Annotated in this window: 14 protein-coding genes; 1 reads left to right on the top strand and 13 read right to left on the bottom strand. The window is 52.7% G+C overall.

Translation table 11 applies throughout. From position 1 onward, the window contains the following. The first annotated feature begins 306 nt into the window (after positions 1-306). Positions 307-1,428, top strand: a complete 1,122-nt coding sequence (locus METBU_RS0121745) for a GGDEF domain-containing protein (protein WP_017842626.1) — start codon at positions 307-309, stop codon at positions 1,426-1,428. A 423-nt stretch (positions 1,429-1,851) separates the two neighbouring features. Here the strand turns inward: METBU_RS0121745 and METBU_RS24960 are convergent, their stop codons facing one another. The 13 genes from METBU_RS24960 to METBU_RS0121680 form a co-directional block, all read right to left on the bottom strand. Continuing rightward, entirely contained in the window at positions 1,852-3,615 is a 1,764-nt protein-coding gene (locus METBU_RS24960; RefSeq protein ID WP_175421696.1) for a TadG family pilus assembly protein, read from the bottom strand. A gap of 216 nt (positions 3,616-3,831) precedes the next feature. After that, positions 3,832-4,110 carry a DUF3613 domain-containing protein gene (locus METBU_RS0121735; protein WP_017842624.1) on the bottom strand — a complete coding sequence of 93 codons (279 nt, stop codon included), beginning with the start codon at positions 4,108-4,110 and terminating at the stop codon, positions 3,832-3,834. Positions 4,111-5,112: 1,002 nt separating this feature from the next. After that, a complete protein-coding gene (locus METBU_RS28330; RefSeq protein WP_175421697.1) occupies positions 5,113-5,391 on the bottom strand; it encodes a hypothetical protein in 279 nt (92 codons plus the stop codon). 3 nt (positions 5,392-5,394) lie between these two features. Continuing rightward, entirely contained in the window at positions 5,395-6,111 is a 717-nt protein-coding gene (locus METBU_RS28325) for a tetratricopeptide repeat protein (protein ID WP_017842622.1), read from the bottom strand. Continuing rightward, positions 6,098-7,030 carry a type II secretion system F family protein gene (locus tag METBU_RS0121720; RefSeq protein ID WP_017842621.1) on the bottom strand — a complete coding sequence of 311 codons (933 nt, stop codon included), beginning with the start codon at positions 7,028-7,030 and terminating at the stop codon, positions 6,098-6,100. The genes METBU_RS28325 and METBU_RS0121720 overlap by 14 nt, the downstream gene beginning before the upstream one ends. An 11-nt stretch (positions 7,031-7,041) precedes the next feature. Further along, positions 7,042-7,944 (bottom strand): type II secretion system F family protein, encoded by a 903-nt coding sequence (locus METBU_RS0121715; protein WP_138767197.1) that lies wholly within the window; start codon positions 7,942-7,944, stop codon positions 7,042-7,044. After that, on the bottom strand, positions 7,937-9,223 hold the full coding sequence (locus tag METBU_RS0121710) for a CpaF family protein (RefSeq protein WP_017842619.1): 1,287 nt from the start codon (positions 9,221-9,223) through the stop codon (positions 7,937-7,939). Before METBU_RS0121710 ends, METBU_RS0121715 begins: the two co-directional genes overlap by 8 nt. A gap of 15 nt (positions 9,224-9,238) precedes the next feature. Then, positions 9,239-10,459, bottom strand: coding sequence for an AAA family ATPase (locus tag METBU_RS0121705; RefSeq protein WP_017842618.1), 1,221 nt, complete (start codon positions 10,457-10,459; stop codon positions 9,239-9,241). 3 nt (positions 10,460-10,462) lie between these two features. Next, positions 10,463-11,812: a type II and III secretion system protein family protein gene (locus METBU_RS0121700; protein ID WP_017842617.1), complete on the bottom strand. Its 1,350-nt coding sequence runs from the start codon at positions 11,810-11,812 to the stop codon at positions 10,463-10,465. A gap of 743 nt (positions 11,813-12,555) precedes the next feature. After that, entirely contained in the window at positions 12,556-13,560 is a 1,005-nt protein-coding gene (cpaB, locus tag METBU_RS0121695; protein ID WP_017842616.1) for a Flp pilus assembly protein CpaB, read from the bottom strand. 597 nt (positions 13,561-14,157) lie between these two features. Further along, positions 14,158-14,664 carry a TadE/TadG family type IV pilus assembly protein gene (locus METBU_RS0121690; RefSeq protein ID WP_017842615.1) on the bottom strand — a complete coding sequence of 169 codons (507 nt, stop codon included), beginning with the start codon at positions 14,662-14,664 and terminating at the stop codon, positions 14,158-14,160. A 25-nt stretch (positions 14,665-14,689) separates the two neighbouring features. After that, positions 14,690-15,217 carry a prepilin peptidase gene (locus tag METBU_RS0121685; RefSeq protein WP_017842614.1) on the bottom strand — a complete coding sequence of 176 codons (528 nt, stop codon included), beginning with the start codon at positions 15,215-15,217 and terminating at the stop codon, positions 14,690-14,692. Between the two features lie 67 nt (positions 15,218-15,284). Continuing rightward, positions 15,285-15,482: a Flp family type IVb pilin gene (locus tag METBU_RS0121680; protein WP_017842613.1), complete on the bottom strand. Its 198-nt coding sequence runs from the start codon at positions 15,480-15,482 to the stop codon at positions 15,285-15,287. Between the last annotated feature and the right edge of the window lie 899 nt (positions 15,483-16,381).

The following is a 16,381-nucleotide window of genomic DNA, read 5'->3' as shown; positions in this document are numbered from 1 at the left end:
TTATTATACCCGTAGTAGATCAAAATTCGGCGCCGGGGTGTCCGCCAAAGGACGCCGTGAATACGTCCATGTAGGCTCTATGCCAGCTCCATGCTGGCAAAGCCTTTGTCGCACACCCCGACGCCTCCTCGGGCACTGCCGAAATTTGAAGTGCGAAAGGTATAATCAAGTTGGATTTTTACCGCACCCTTGTAAAAAAGGGGATTGAGGGGAATTTATTTAAATAGTCGCCTTTACCAAGAGGGAGACGGAATACTTACCCGAAAATTGCTTTTACGCTATGGCTTTACGACGGAATAAACGAACTTGATCGACCCTCATCGACTTTCCACACAATTGATCCGGCATCTCTATCGGCATTCAACAAGAGATCTTGCCGTTCACTGTGCACATACCGGCCTTATTGCAGCATACTTATGGTTCGAACTTCCCTTATCGATATGGGGGGCTTGGCTTGCTATTGCCTTGCTTGCCGGCTTTTGGCATTGGTATAGAAGCACCCAGGCGCTCCGCCATATTCCCGACGATACCATTAAGGGCGACACGATCGTGCCCGACATTGTCGCGGCCGGCATTGCCGGATTAAGCCTTGGCGTCAGCGCGCTCCTATTTCCCTTGCTATCGTTAGACACCCGCTTATTCGTCTTCATGATGCTGAGCGCTGTCGCCGCTGCGGCAATGCCTAGGCTTAGCACCTTGCCGTCGGTCTATGCGGCATTCTTATTCGGAATCTTGCTACCATTAATTGGTATTTTAATCGTAATGGACAACGAGCCCGGCTTAAGCTCGATTCCCGCTGTATTGATACTGGGCGGCAGCCTCTTTTATTCCGCTTATCGACTGCATTCCGATTTAATGGATGGCCTGCTTTCCCGCTTCGGTTTGGAAAACGAAGCCGGACAAGACAAATTGACAGGCCTTGCGAATCGACGTCGCTTCGATTTCGTTCTACAACAAGAATGGGCGCACGCACTTAGATACGGGACCCCGATTTCCTTGATCATTATGGATATCGATTTTTTCAAAAAATTCAACGACCACTACGGCCATCAAGAAGGAGACGACTGTTTGGAGCAAGTCGCGGGGGCGCTCGCCGAGTCGGTTAAGCGCGCCATCGACCTGGTAGCACGTTATGGCGGAGAAGAATTTGTCGTACTGCTCAGTAAAACGGCGCGTGACGATGCCTATGCGGTCGGCGAGCGGATGCGTCAGGCCGTCGAGGATCTCGAAATTGCTCACGAACAATCGACGCTAGGCCATGTCACGATTAGCCTCGGAGGTTTTACAACATTTGCGAGGGAAGACATGAAGGCCGAAGACTTGGTAAAACTAGCCGACAAAGCTCTATACCGCTCTAAAGAAAGTGGACGCAACAGGGTCACCTGGTATGACCCGAAACTAGACGATCCTGAAACGGCGGAGTTGTAATAACGCAGCCATTAACCAAACCCGCGATTTGTTATAATGGCTCTCATGACGTTCCATGATGGGTTTCGCTCCGCTCTACCCATCCTACATTAAACTTCCGACTCTGTAGGATCACTGCCATTAAGTTAAGGATTTTTCCGTTCGCCCTGAGCCTGTCGAAGGGTGAATGGAAAAATCCTGGATCGATAAGTTAAGCCGTCCATGGTTCGACAGGCTCACCACGAACGGCTTAACTTAATGGCAGTGACTCTGTAGGATGGGTAGTAGCGAAGCGGAAACCCATCGCTTTGTTTGAAGCGCAGGTACGGCCAATAGCGATTTAGCTGCGGCGGGGAGTAGCGTTTAGCTTGATGCGTATGGTTATTCAACCCGTCCTGCATAGCACGAAGGCACCCCCAATCTTCCGTAGAAACTGGAAAAAATTCATATCAACAAGTCAGGCCGGCCTGAATCCAGATCAATCAGCTTAACATCCGCATAACCGATCTCAACCCCCAATACACTCAACAGTGCATCCAACACAGGCGCAACGGCCGCCAAAATGATACGAACTAAACCTGCGGCAATGCCTAAAGAGTTCAGATCGACACCGGCAACGTTTACCAAGTTTTCGTCTTCGAGCGCATTGGCCAAGCTTTGTCCCACATTGCTATCGGCCCGCTGAGTCTGCGGCAGGTCGCCGGGGCCGACTTCAAATTGCAAACTTTCCTCTATCGCATCGCTCAAATTTAATGACAGACTCAGCGGCACCTGAATATCTTCATAACTGGGGAACAATAATAACCTAACCACTTTTAGGTTAAGCGTCACAAGAACATCGAGATCGAGGTTGGCAATGCCTTTCTCGACGCCGATAGTCACCAGCGACTTCGGGCTATCCAGCCCGATGCATTGAATGCTTTCCAGACAGGCGCGGCCTTGGGCAATTTCGACCGCTAAATTGATCAGAACATCGACATCGATCAAATCCGACGAGCCCAACAACGCACCCAAAAGACTGAACAACCCGTTCAACAAACTACCCAGCAACCCTTCACCCAGCAATCCGCCCACGACGCTTTTGACTAACGAGCCCTGAGCCGTTAAGCCCAGCCTGACTTGCGCGGTTTTCGCCTCGGTGCGGCAATTGCCGTCTACATCCATTCCAGGCGGGCCGATGGCGAGTTGCGGCGGCTCTATCACATTCAGCACGGTGCTTACCGTAAGCCCTCCCGGTAATCCGAAATTTAGCGGCAGCGTTAGCGCACTATTACCATTGGCGATCAAGGCCGTCGAGGTAATCAGATCGAGCAAATTGACCTCGGCCGAAGCAGCCTCCTCCACATTCGGCGCGGTCACGGCCAAGACGTCTCCCAAAGTCAGTTCGGCATTGGAAATAGCAGTACTTGCCAATGTCTGCATCGCCGCCGCCACCTCCACATCCGCGACATCGGAAGCACTCACCGCATTCGCGTAAATTTGCAGCAAATCGCCCACAGATACCGGCGCTTTCAACAATTCATTGACGGTGCCAACCCCGGCCGCCGCTTGCACCAAACTCAGAAGAGAAATATTAGTACTCGCGATGCTTTCATAAGAAACTGCGCTCAGATCCAGTGAAGATCCCAGAATCCCTCCAAGTAACGCATTGAGAACCGTCGATTTCTCACTATTCACCGACAACAATCCGCTGCCGAGGGAAAACCCCGCCAATGCCCGGCGCTCCGCGACCGCGGTCGCTTGTAAGGTCGCCTCTCGGCCTAGTATTCCGCCGGCGAACAGACTCGCCGGCACGGTATTGCCGGCAGTCACCCGCACCGCCGTCGCCGTGGACGGATTATCCGCCACGAAATTCCTGACGCCGCCCGCGCCCAGCGAAATATTACCCAGTAAAACCACTAACGTTCTGTCGCCAGCCACCGGATGATTATTACGCGCCGCGCTGGCCTGCGCGGCCGCTTCCGCAGTCGATAAACTGCCGTCGCCGCACCAACCGGATTGCGAGGAGGCATCCAAGGCCGCCATGTCGGCTATGGTCTGCAAGCGCCGCTGCTCCATCATCAAGCGCCCGGTATCGACCGCCAGCGCGGTAAACAAGATCGACAGCAGCAATACCATCGCACCCAGAATACCCAAGGCGCCTCGTTGCCGAGCGAGCGATCGTGCGCAGCGGCTGGGGCTTTCCCAAGGTTTGTTTAACGAATGCATGGCGTTACTGCTCAACTCTTGCTCCAACGGCATTCGCGCCGAATATTACTGTGAAAGTTCGTAGATTGGGACTCTTTATCTAAATTTTCGATATGAAAAACAATGTCGGTTCCGAGAAGGGTGCGGTTGCTCGCGAGACAGGTGTCTGGCGAGTAACCGGACCCGCCACCCTGAGCATTTTCATTATCCGGGGTGATGACAGCATCTTCATGATCGTTAGTTCGAAGTACCGCTGCTTATGCCGTCTTGATTCATTTTGAAATACTCGGGAATTGTATGCGTGAAGCTTTCGACATAGCGCTTATGAATCTCGTGCGCGACCGGCCCCGAAACCGTCTGCCGCGTCGAAGAAGCCACGCTTCCGCTCCGTTGCAGTTCCAGCCAGCGCCGGGTATCCTCTCCGAGCGTACGCTCCTTCGGAGATTCGGCAAGTGCACTGCCGGCGTTAAACAAAAATATCAGCGACAAGCCCGCAGCGATCGAATTAATGGACATCATTCCCCCCTTTTAATAATCTGAGTTTCTCTCGGTCCCACCGCGCCAGCGTAGGAGTCCTAAAAATCGTAATTACCGCCTTGCCAGTAAATATTCAGTCCCCTTTTTTTAAGGCTATGTTCGCGTTAATAGTTGATACTTTTGAACTTAAAGCCAACATGAACCCCAAGGATTCAACTCTGAATAACTTTTTTTTTCAATATCGCGCCAATGGCTGAAAGGAGGGTACGGTTGCTCGATTGACAGGTGTCGGCAGCAGGGATAGCTGCCGTCAAGCCTACATGGACGTATTCACGGCGTCCTGTCAAGCGAGTAATCGTACCCTCTTCCACGCTCAGTGTATTGGAAAGCAATCATTGACTATTTCCTAAGTGGTTTATTTAGTAGGAAAGAGAATCGTTTCAACTGCTAACGCGAACATAGCCTTTTTTAAGGGGGAGGCCATCAAGTACACCTGAATTACCGTTATTTGCCAACGGGATCTGAATACTTACCCTTGCTATCTTAGCTAATGCGACCTCGATACCCTTTATTGCTACCTAACGCACCCGGCTTCGAAATCGCGACGAAGGCGTCGCTCCCACAAGGGGGCTTCACCGACACCGGGGCGGGTTATTCAATCCGCCCCATACGTTCTATTTGCTTTGGCCACGGTCGAAACGTTTAGGACGGGGTTACAAACCCTGTCCTGCCAAGTCTCTTTCCTCTTTCCTCTTTCCTCTTTCGCTGAAAATCTTGGAAACGGAGCGCTAGCGAAGTGAAGATTTTTAGTCCCCGATAGCCGTAGCGCCGGGTGTTTTGCCGGAGTCTGCGCGAATAGCGCAGGCGGAGGCAAAATACAAGGCATCGCGACACGGCGTAAAGCCATTTGTGGGAGTGCTACGGAGCCGCATCGAGTTTACGATGATGTGGCGTAGTGGCACGGACGCAGGGCGAATCGGGGCCGCCGAAGGCAATAATCGCCAAGTCATTTTTCGCTGCTGAAATCGGACGGACCCCATTTCAGCTTTCGCGAAAAATCTTGGCGCGCTTGCCTCTTGCCTCTTTCCTCTTTCCTCTTTCCTCTTTCCTCTTTCCTCTTTCCTCTTTCCTCTTTCCTCTTTCCTCTTTCCTCTTTCCTCTTTCCCCTTTCCCCTTTCCCCTTTCCTCTTTCCTCTTTCCTCTTTCCTCTTTCCTCTTTCCTCTTTCCCCTTTCCTCTTTCCTCTTTCCCCTTTCCTCTTTCCTCTTTCCCCTTTCCTCTTTCCCCTTTCCCCTTTCCCCTTTCCCCTTTCACCTTTCACCTTTCACCTTTCACCTTCCATAGACGCCTTAATTCCCTCGGCTTGCAGCTGCAACTGTGCAACCGTTTCCGCGTCCATGCGCAAATGCTCGGAAAAAACCCGTAACTCCTGCTCCTTGCCCATCATCGACAGCAGCAAGATCATGTTACTGGCGGCTAAACGATCGCCGCCATCGAGCTCCAGAACCGTCAAAAACTCTTCGCGAGCCGAATCGAAGCGGCCGCCCAGCAGCAAGGCATAACCTAAATCGTTGCGTACGCGTAAATCGACCGGCAATTCATCAGCGGCTTTTTGTAAATAATAAATAGCCTCATTAATACGTTGTTTTCTACCGGCGATCAGCCCTAGCCCGTGATAACCCCTGCCCGCCAAGCAACTTTTCAGTAACTTACGGTAAAACGTTTCGGCCTTGTCCGCGTGATCCGTCCTGCGCAAAATTTCCGCACGCAAGTAAGCAGCCTGCAACGAGGACGAGTGCGTTTCGTCCAAGTGCGCCAATGCCGCGTAAAGTTTTCCGCCATCCATGAGCTGGCGGATCAAATCGAGTTTGACGTTTTGCTCCGGTTTGGGATCGTCTCCGCAAGATCTCGCAAGAACCTGAGCCTGATCATTCCGATCCCTGTCGATACCGTCTTTGGGCGGCAACAGTCCGCAGCCGGTCATCACCGCTCCGACAATACTCAGCAAGACGCCAACGCGCACACGTTCACCCGGCAACATTCATCAACCCCCTCGCTAAAGCCAAAAATCCCGGCCCGGCCAGAAAAATCAGCAAGGCCGGAAAAAGAAAAATCATCATCACGATCGACATTTTAGCGGACAAGCGATTGACATATTCGCGCATCGCCGATTGTTGACGCTCTTCGATCAATTGCGCAAAGTTTGCCAACGACTCGCGGATATTACCGCCATACCGTGTCACTTGCTTGATGATCGCAACCGTATCGCTCAACTCGTTCACCTCGAGCGGCGCGGCCATCTCGCTCAGGGCTTCGGCCCTATCGTGTCCGGCGTCGAAGCGCTGCAGCACACCAACTAATTCTTCCGAAAGATTGGGCATCAAAATCCGCCCTTCTTCGTGCATCACGCGTATGGTATGTTCGGTAGAAAGCCCCGCATCGAACAGCATGCGCAATAAATAAATCGCGGTAGGCATTTCCCGGGCCAACGCATTACGGCGCGCGGCGGCGCGGTAGCGCAAGAGATAACGCGGCGCGAGAAAGCCCAACACAAAGGCGACGAACACCAACGCCATTTTTTGCTGCCCTTCCAGGTCACCATCGACGACATCGACAATCACGGCAAGCAGTAACATGACCAACGGTGTTAACCAGGTTGCCGACCAAAACACCAGGCGTTTGCGCGGCGCGTGCCAACCGGCCTGTTTCAAGAGCCGAGTCATTTCTTCCTGGTCCGATCCGACGAATATTTTGCCCAGCGTTTTACCGCCCATGCGTTCCGCCGACGCCATTATCCAGCCTTCTTCGGAGCTTCCCGAACGCACTCCTGCCTTGAGCAATTCATTAAACCGGCGTTGCGTAGCCGGCGATGCGTTGCCGGAACGATTTGCCGCCCACAGCAGCAACACGCCCGACAACGCCAGCAGCAAAGCCATCGATAGATACATCCACAGTGCCATAACGAGGATTCCTATATGCTTTTAATCATACGCCATAAGATAACGGCTCCGGCTATTTGCATGCCCGTCGCCACGATCAGCATGATTTTCCCGGACGGGTCCTGCCACATAGTTTCCAAGTACTTCGGATTCATGATCATGATATAGGCGGCCATGCCCGGCGGCATCAAACCCAGCACCCAGGCGGTTACCCGGGTTTCGCCGGTCAACGACCGCAACTCCCGCCGCACCGCCTCGCGTTCGTTGATCATGTTGGCCACGCTTTGCAGCAAATCCCGCACACTGCTGCCGTAACTGCGATTGATCCTAATCGCCAAGGCCAGTAGATACAGCTCGTCGATCCGGTACAGATTGGCGGTTTCCTGAATCGCCTCGCCCAAATCGACACCCAATTCGTTGGCGCGGAATATACGGCCGATAATGCTCTTGAGCGGATCGGGCGTTTCCTCGGCGGCCAGCCGTAACGAGCCTTCCATGCTTCGGCCGGTGCCGAGCCCTCGAAGCACTTGATCGAGAAACAAAGGCAGTTGCATCAAGATCAACCGGATGCGTTTTTTTGCTTTATATACCAGCCACAGATAGACGACCGCCACAACGGCCAAGGGTACCGCCAAGCCGAACGCTAGACCTTTCGCTAAGCCTGTCAGGATAGCCATCAACAACAAACACAAGATACCCGAAACAAACTGCCGAGGCTTAACTTCCATTCCTGCTCGCCAAAACAGGCGATCGAGCCATGGCAAGCGCCGGCTTTCCTGGGGCAACAGCACTTTCGCCTCCATTCCGGAGGCTTCGGCCATGCGCCGCCCCACTTTCTCGACGAGTGCTTCCTTTTGACTACGCGAATAGATGAGCAATGCACCGGCCAGTAATGCGACGGCCAGCGCGAAAATCATAATTTGCTGGCTAAGCAAAATTTCCTCCTCCCTCGGAGTAAACCGCGCCGGAATCGGCTTCGAACTTCTGCCCGGAGGGGCGGCTGTTGATCACGGTAAAACACTTACGAAGCCGGTCGTAACCGAACAATTCGTTGAGCATGATCTGCCCGTCACGCAAATCCCCAACTTCGGTTATCGATGTGATACGGCGCGTGCCGTCGGAAAAACGGGTAATTTGCACGATGATATCGATTGCGCAGGCAATCATTTGCCGAAGAATTTCTATCCCACCTTGAAAATTCGCCAAGGCCGACAACATTTCCAGCCGGACAAGGGCATCCCTGGCGCTATTGGCATGCACGGTGCTCATCGAACCGTCGTGCCCGGTATTCATTGCTTGCAGCACGTCCAATACCTCTTCGCCGCGAACCTCGCCCAGAATGATGCGATCGGGACGCATCCGCAAGGCATTGCGCACCAAATCGCGCGCTTTGACTTCGCCCTCGCCTTCCACATTGGGCGGACGCGTTTCCAGGCGCACCACATGACTGTGGCCCAACTGCAATTCAGCGGCGTCCTCGATTGTGACTATCCTTTCATTGACATCGATGAACCGGCTCAGAATATTCAACAGGGTCGTCTTACCGGTGCCGGTACCGCCGCTGATCAAAATATTGCAACGGTAAGTCACCGCCTTGCGCAGCAATTCCAGCATCGCTTCATTGATCGAACCGTATACCAATAAATCCGAATCGCGTAATGGGTCTTTCCGAAACTTACGCACCGAAAGACAAGGGCCGTCTATCGCCAATGGCGGAATGATCGCATTAACCCGGCTGCCGTCGGGCAGGCGGGCGTCGACCATAGGGCTCGACTCGTCCAGACGACGCCCGAGCGGCGCGATGATTCGGCGAATGACGCGCAATACATGATCGTCGTCGATAAACCGCAAATCCGCCTTTTCAACTAGGCCATTACGCTCGAGAAAAATATTCTTCGCGCCATTGACCATAATATCGCTGATCTTGTCGTCGACCAGCAACGACTCGAGCGGTCCGAACCCGGTTAGCTCGCTAATCATATCTTCGGTCAGGTCGTCGAGATCGTAACTGGTCACGGCAATTTGCCGTTGTCCGGCGTAACGCGACACATGATCGAAAACATATCCGCGAATTTGCTCGCGCGACCAATCATTAAGCGGCACGCCATCATCTTCGACGCAATCGATCAAATAACGATGCAAACTGTATTTGAGATCCTGATAGGTCTCGGTATGCTTTAAACTGTAGTCATTGAGAGGATATTTGAAAGGCATGCCTGATAGTCCTACCTAGCTAGCGCCAAACCGCGCCAATATGTTCTTGAAAAACCCCCTGTCCTTATAGGGCTTTCGCACCTCATCGACTTTATCGCGACTGACGATTCTTTTCGCCAGTTTTTTTATCGCCAACGTGTAAGGGTCGCGAGGCGCGCATTTAAACAAACTATCCCCGGAATTCATCATCGCCAGGCGCGCCATTCCCGAAGGCGGCAAGGTAGCCTGCAAGGGCAAGCCAAAGCCTCGGGACAGACTCTCGGCATCGGGCGGCAATTGCGGCAAATAGCGGTCGACGACCAACTCGACCGAATCCATCGGAATTTTATGTTCGATCATTTTTTTCACCAACTGCATATTTTGCTTACAACTCGGGACGCTCTGTTCGACCACGACCAGCGTATTATCGGCATTGCTCAGCAACAGATATAGAAAATCCGACCGCGGCACTCCGCCCAGATTGATCACGATACGAGGAAAATATCGGCGTAACATGCCGAGCAATACATAGATATCGGCCGAAGTAATCTCGCTCATCGCGCCTTGTTCCTCCGGTAAGGCCAACAAACTTAGCCCGCTTTCATGCTTGGCGAACGCGCTATCGATCAGCATCGAATCCAGCCGGCGCAGACTGCGCACCGCGTCGATGAAACTGTATGGCGAAGCTAGCCCGAGATAGGTCAAGGTGTCTCCGGCCGGATTACCGAGATCGATCAACAAGGCATTGCGTTCGGTGCGCTCCCCCTGCATCGCCAAGGCCAGATGCAATGCGAGCATCGGCGTGTCGGAACCGGGCCGGGCGCTAACCAACGCCGTGATCGCGCCGACCGATTCGGTCGGGATATTGGGTGCGGGCGCTCGACTTGCCAAGCGCTTGACCAAATTGATCACTTCACCGGGCCGGCTCAGGGTCAAAATGAAATCGCGCGCGCCTGAGCGCATTGCCGAAAGTATCAGTTCGTTATCGGCCTGTTCCGCCATCGCGATAACAGAGAGCATGGGTTTAAAAGCCACCAAGCCTTCTATTAGCGCCGCGTCCTGTCGGTGAGATTGAGCATGCAATAACACGAACACGACCTGAGCTCCGGTCAAGTCGAGAATTTGACGCACACGCTCCAAGGATGGCGAATCGGCGACAACCACCTCTCCTTCGTCCTTGAAAACCGTATTCAGCCAGCGGATATGATCCTGATCGTTGGTAACGGCAATGAAACTTTGTTTGCGAATAGCAGCCATAGGTCAATCCGAAAATCCAGAGCGTGCTGGTGTTTTAGTTTTAAATTCTCCGGTTTCTTTAAAAAATACCTCGAAGAAATTAGGGTCGTATTTCCGGAAGCGTTCGCCCGGCATCGGCGGCAAATCGGCGCCCTTCGCGAGCGGCTGCACCACATGCGGAGTTACCACCATAATTAGCTCCCTATCGTTGCGATCAATATGTGTGGACCGAAAAAATGCGCCGAGAACCGGAATATCACCTAACCATGGGAATTTATCGACGCTGCCGATGGTATTCTGGCTGACCAAGCCGCTGATCACGAAGCTCTCGCCGTCGCCCAACGAAATACTGGTATCGGTTCGGCGGACGCGCAAGGCCGGCACCGCGACGCCGCCGCTTTGAATAGCGGCGGTAAAATCCAGCTCACTGACTTCGGGGGCGACTTTTAAAGCGATACGGTTTCGATCCAGCACAGTCGGCGTCAACGACACACGCACCCCAAACTCCTTGAATTCAATGGTATTACTGCCAGACTGAGCGCCACCTTGGGGAACGGGAATAGGAAATTCACCGCCCGCCAAAAAATTAGCGCTTTGCCCGCTCATCGCCATTAACGAGGGCTCGGCCAATGTATAAGCGAAACCGTTGTTTTCGAGAACGGATACCACACCGAGTATGCCTTCGGTAGCATTCCCGTAGAGAAAATTGAAGGCCTGGGCATGCGGAAAAAAACCGCTGCTCAACAAAGATAAAGCGCCTTCGCCGGCGGATTGAACGCCGGTCATATTGCCCGGCGTGGACAAGGCCAGCGTCGTGTTGGCCGTATTCTTGCCGAGAAACAGGCCGGCGTTCTGCAAGCGTCTGCGGCTGACTTCGACGATCTTGATATCGATTTGCACCTGTGTCTCGAAATCCAGCACACTGGCGTCGATCGCTGCATCGCTTTTCGTATCCAGAGCCTGGCGCACTTGGGCGTGATCTTCCAATGAGCGGCTACCGCCCGATAAGCCAAGTTTATCGCCGGCCTCCCGCACTTGAAAATCGGCATTATCAAGCCGGCTAACCGCGCGTTGCTTCAAATCGGCCGACGCCACGACCAACAATTCGACCTGCAGACTCGGTTGTTCGGCGTCATCACCGTACCACACCATTAAATCCGTTTTGCCGGGCTTTTTTCCCATCACCAACAACAGATTGCCTTCGACTTGTAAATCGGCAATCTCGTCATTACCGATAGCGGCTCGCTTGATCGCTCTATCGGAAGGCGCGCGCCACTGCTTGCCCACCTCGAGATCGATGCTCAGTTTAGCCGCAGCCGAAACGTCTCCTATCGCCAAAAGCAGCACGGCTAATATAACTTTCAATATATTCATTGGTAATCGGTAATTCGCTCTTTAAAATTTAGTTATTATTATTGATCAAGCGTGCTAAGGGTAGCATGTCTCTCCCTCCGTATTTTTTAGTCCCCCGGCAATTATCGTTCCCAAGCTCTGCGCTCATCGTTATATACCTTTCGCACTTCAAATTTCAGCAGTGTCTGAGGAAGCACCGGGGTGTTAGGTCGATTTTTTATCCTGCAAACGATAGTCATGGGGCGCCCTTTGACGGACACTCCGGAGCCGAATTTTGATCTACGATGGGTATACATAAGTCAAAAATCACCCTTTTGCAATCTTAGCCAATGAGACCTCGATACCATTTATTGTGACTTAACTCTCTCGGCCTCGAAATCGCGATCAGGGGATCGCTCCCACAGAGCGTCCGCCGCTCTCTGTGGGAGCGACGCCTTCGTCGCGACTATCGGAGCCGTTAACGCTCAAACACCAATAGCCTTTCCGGACAACACAACCATTTAGCGCTCGGTCGATACTTTTTGCAGAATAGGTATATTTATACTTGTGTATAACGGCGAGCGGTCTGCGTGGGATTGATAGGGGGCGTATACCTTTCGTACTTCAAATTTAGGCAGTGCCCGAGGAGGCGCCGGGGTGTTTGGTCGATTTTTGCTCCTGCAAAATCGACATTCACGGCGTCCTTTGACGAACACCTCGGTGCCGAATTTTGATCTACGATGGGTATAAATAATTACGTCGCCTCCCTCGGTCTACATTTGAATCTAAGGCGGATAGGATAAAGTTTGCGTTGAGTAGCCTCTTTGAGTATTACCCCTATGAATGACTATATCGGCTTTTGCCTCGCTTTCATACGTTTTGCCCATCTCCTCGTATTCACCATGACGCCCGCGTCGAACGAGATCTTTCAATAGCACTTGATACCTTTCATCCAAAGCGGCTTCCGGTTGGGGAATCGACAAACCGGCTTGCAATAAAGCCTCTTCGTCGACCGGCGAAACGCTTTCTTCGGGCCCTCGCAAGGCAAGCCGAATTCTACCGCCGGATTCGGCCAGCATCAGCGTCGAGGTATCGGTTTCACCAATCGCCAGCACGGCCGTTTTACTTTTTTTGCCGGTGGGTTCCACGTCCTTTTTTTGCCGCGTCGATGCAGGTTTACTAGCGCCATCCTTAGCTTTGGCCTGATCCTTTCCGCTCGACCGAGCATCCTCCTCATCCACACTTTGCTCCGGCAAGCTCAACATATTGCCGAAAGCCAGCACGCGCACATCCGACAATACGACTTGCGCCGAGCTATCGTTGCCGACTTCCCGGTCGCTACGCAAATAAAGCAACACATCGACATGATCGCCGGGTTCGATGAATCCTCCGGCACCGATCACCTCATCCACTTTGACGGCAAGCGCGCGCTCTCCGGGCCGCAGAGCCAGCGCCAATTGGCTATACGTTGGAAAATGACTGCCGAGCAGCATTTCGCCGGCGGCAATATCGACTCTGGTTTTACGTCCGGTTAACTCGGCCGCCGATGCAAAAGAGCGCACCGGACGCGTCGGCACGACTGCAGTGGTTAAATCCGCCTCGGCGATAACCTGACCGGCCGGAATATCCCTCGCCGCAAAAACCACTTCCTCGCCTTTCGGCTGAACTTGCTCCACAACTGCCGGTTCGGGTTTCGCTGGAGTCTGGCTGGCTTTATAGCCGAGATAACCGATAGCAACGGCTCCGATTGCCAATAAAATTGCCAATACCCGTAACACCGTACTGTTCATGACGACTCCTGCTTGCTTTTACGGCTCATTGTAAACGGAAAATTTGCCGGGCACCTATTCTACGACATTAACCCGCGTACTTTATACCCAGCGTAGATCAAAATTCGGCACCGGGGTGATCGACAAAAGACGCCGTGAATACGCCCATGTAGGCTCTATGTCAGCATCCATGCGGGTAAAACTTTACCGATCGCTCCCGCGCCTCCTTAAGCATCGCCGAAATTCGAAATACGAAAGGTATCTCTTTACCTGATTAGCAAGTTTCTTCAGCTAAAGGCCAAAAACCAGCATATCCCTAGCAGGACGGGGTTTGCAACCCCGTCCTAAACGTTTTGACTTTGGCCGAAGTTAGCCGAAATGTTTAGGGCAAACCGAAACGTTGGGGACGGGTTAAATAACCCGTCCCGCAGAAGTGGCTACGACTGGCCACTGCTCGGACAATTGGCTTCAGCAAGCTGAAGCATCTTGCTAATCAGGTCTCTTTATTGCCATGAAAATATAAAAGGGTGCTGAGAATAGTCCCATGATGGGTTTCCGCTTCGCTTCTACCCATCCTACGTCTTCGGGTTCTCAGGAAGCGCGTGGCGAATTTTTTGCTTAGAAAACCTGCACGGCGGCCCGGCCGATCAGATCGTCGGGCACTCTCGGCACATCGCCGATGACCGGAAAACGCAAGATCGGCACCAGCGGATTGGCTCGATAACCGGCATATCTAACGGTCACGATCAAGATATCATTGTCCCATGTGAGATTCACATCGGCATTCGCGCGCGCGGACGGCAGCAGGGTATCATCCAGAAACGCTTCGACGACATCGCGCACCCTCGCTTCGACGCCAGTGAGATAGGCGGCTTCGGCATTTTCTTCATCGTCGAAATAACTCCGCTCCACCGCAACACCCGCCCGGGCACCGGCGGACGCCGCGTGATTGAAGACCTGCATCATCATCATCGGAATCGAATAACTGACGATCGCGTAAAACAGCGTGAAAAAAATGACGAACAGCAGCGCCGCCTCGATCGCCGCCGCGCCGCGTTGGCCGCGCAAGCGGCCGGAAGGAGGTTTGATGTTGGTATCTCCGATAGGACTCGCTACCTGTCTCATGACCAGTCCTTTATGTTGAAGCCGCTCAACCGCGCAGCGACAGCGAAAATCCGGAAGCGACGGCAAACAATGCCACAAGGAAACCTGCCGCCAGTGCCGCACCGAACGGCAGGAATCTGCCTTTCGGTTCCGGCACCCCGGCAAGGGAAATACCCAAGCGCACCAACAAAAACGACCAGCGGTAGGCCGTCAGCCACAAGATGACTGTTACGCCTGACAGCAACCCCGCCACGACAAAAGTAATCAGTACCGCATCGACGCCGCCGAGCAAGCCCATCGCGGCAAATAATTTGACATCGCCCGCACCGAGTTTTTTGAACACATAGCCGGGCATGGTCATGGCCAGCGCCAAGGCCCAGCCGGCCAAAGCCGACATAAAAGTCAACCCCAGCCAACCTTCCCCGATTACCGCATAAGCGGCCAGCGCCGCCAAGTGTGCGCCGAGCGTCAGTTTATTGGGTAGGCGGCGTCGAACAAGATCATACAGGCCGCAAACGACAACCCACACACCTAAAATCCAAATCGGCACCGACGCCGCCGCTAATAGGTTCATGCTGTGAATCCACGACCAAACCTGGTTGCGTGCATCAATTCAACACGGCCGAAAACGACGAACTAGCTCACCCACCAGCACCAGCACTAGTAGTCAATACGTCTTGAATTTCTCCAAAAATTGATCTTACGGCACTGCTGATGCCGGGGACGAATGCAACCAACGCAACCGCAACCATCGCGGCAATCAGCGCATATTCGATACCGCTCGCACCTTCTTCGTCTCGAAGAAACTCGCCCCACCATTGTTTAAATTGAATGTTCATTTTTAACCTCTCCTTGGGTTATCGATCGATAGTGCCCAATTCTGTTTTTGTTAAGAGCCAACGATTCCATTCGACATTTTTAAACCACCCTAAGAACGCTTGGATCTTCGGTCGGTTAATTTTTTTTATTATATTTTTCCTTGCTCAGCATGATTACAGATAACCGGATTGAAAAAAACCCGTGTTGTCACAATTCGAGAAACCTTTTCAATATTTTCCGAGACCGGTTCATATCCTCTATAACAGTACACTCATGGATTTCTTCAATACGGTATTAACTCAGCAATTCTCAATTTAAGCAGATAACCATAAGAGCTCTCAGTGTGGAATGGGGATATTCAAGCCATCAAGCATAAATTCCATCAAATGTTGCCAGCTATCAAAACAAAAATAGCGGGTGAGCGCCCTTAAATCGTTAAAAAACGTCTTGCGGCTGGACAATTCTTCACGCAGCAAGCGATAGCATTGATCGAACCATTGCAACAACGTATGAACCAGAAAAGCCAGAATGATCAGGCTGGCTAACAAGGCCGCGAGGTGCTTTTTACCGTGCCCGAAGTTATGCGCGAAGTTATATCCCTTGGTTTTCAATGTGTTGTTATTTTCGTTTTCGATCTTCCAGCGCGTACGACCGGCGCTGACGATATCGGCCACATTGTGCGCGCCTAATGCGTAATCCGTGGCGAACGCATTGCGGTAAACGATATGACCTTGTTCATCGATGACCTCAATTTCGCACCAATTCACCAATAGGGCATCGTCGCTGTCGCGNAACGGCACTTGCTGAGCGATGCGGTAACGCTCGGTCAGTCGTTGCTTGCCTGTCCAGCGGCGTTTTTCGATCACTTCAACCTGCCCGAGCCGCTGAAAATCCTCCACCCACTCGTAGAGGGTTTTAT

It is taken from the genome of Methylotuvimicrobium buryatense 5G (genome assembly GCF_000341735.1).
Lineage (GTDB): Bacteria > Pseudomonadota > Gammaproteobacteria > Methylococcales > Methylomonadaceae > Methylotuvimicrobium > Methylotuvimicrobium buryatense.
The sequence above is the reverse complement of the archived record's forward strand: the minus strand, read 5'-3'. Positions and strand labels throughout refer to the sequence as shown.